At 68.4% G+C, this 367-nt stretch carries 1 protein-coding gene; it reads right to left on the bottom strand.

Annotated features, from left to right (window positions below; genetic code table 11):
• Window positions 1-367 (bottom strand): ATP-binding cassette domain-containing protein (locus AC1DN0_RS41935; protein WP_477146736.1); only part of this gene is annotated, 367 nt, incomplete at both ends.

Below are 367 nucleotides of genomic sequence, written 5' to 3'. Positions count from 1 at the left end.
GTCCACGCCGGTCTCGCGCGCGATGCGCCCCAGCAGCGGTTCGTAAGTGTCGGCACCGAGGAAGGTCAGGCGCACGATGCGGCCGGCGACGGCGTCGAAATCCTTGTGCAGCTCGCCTTCGTCCACCTGCTCCGATTCGCTGACGAAGTGGCGGGTGGTGGGGTGCTGCGGGTGCAGGAACACCTGGGTGACCGGGCCGGTCTCGACCAGGTGGCCGGCATCGAGCACGGCAACGCGGTCGCAGACGCGGCGGATCACGTCCATCTCATGGGTGATCAGCACGATGGTCAGGCCGAGTTCGCGGTTGATCCTGCCCAGCAGCTTGAGCACCGAGGCGGTGGTCTGCGGGTCCAGCGCACTGGTGGGC

This window comes from Cupriavidus sp. 05N39 (assembly GCF_056397325.1).
The sequence above is the reverse complement of the archived record's forward strand: the minus strand, read 5'-3'. Positions and strand labels throughout refer to the sequence as shown.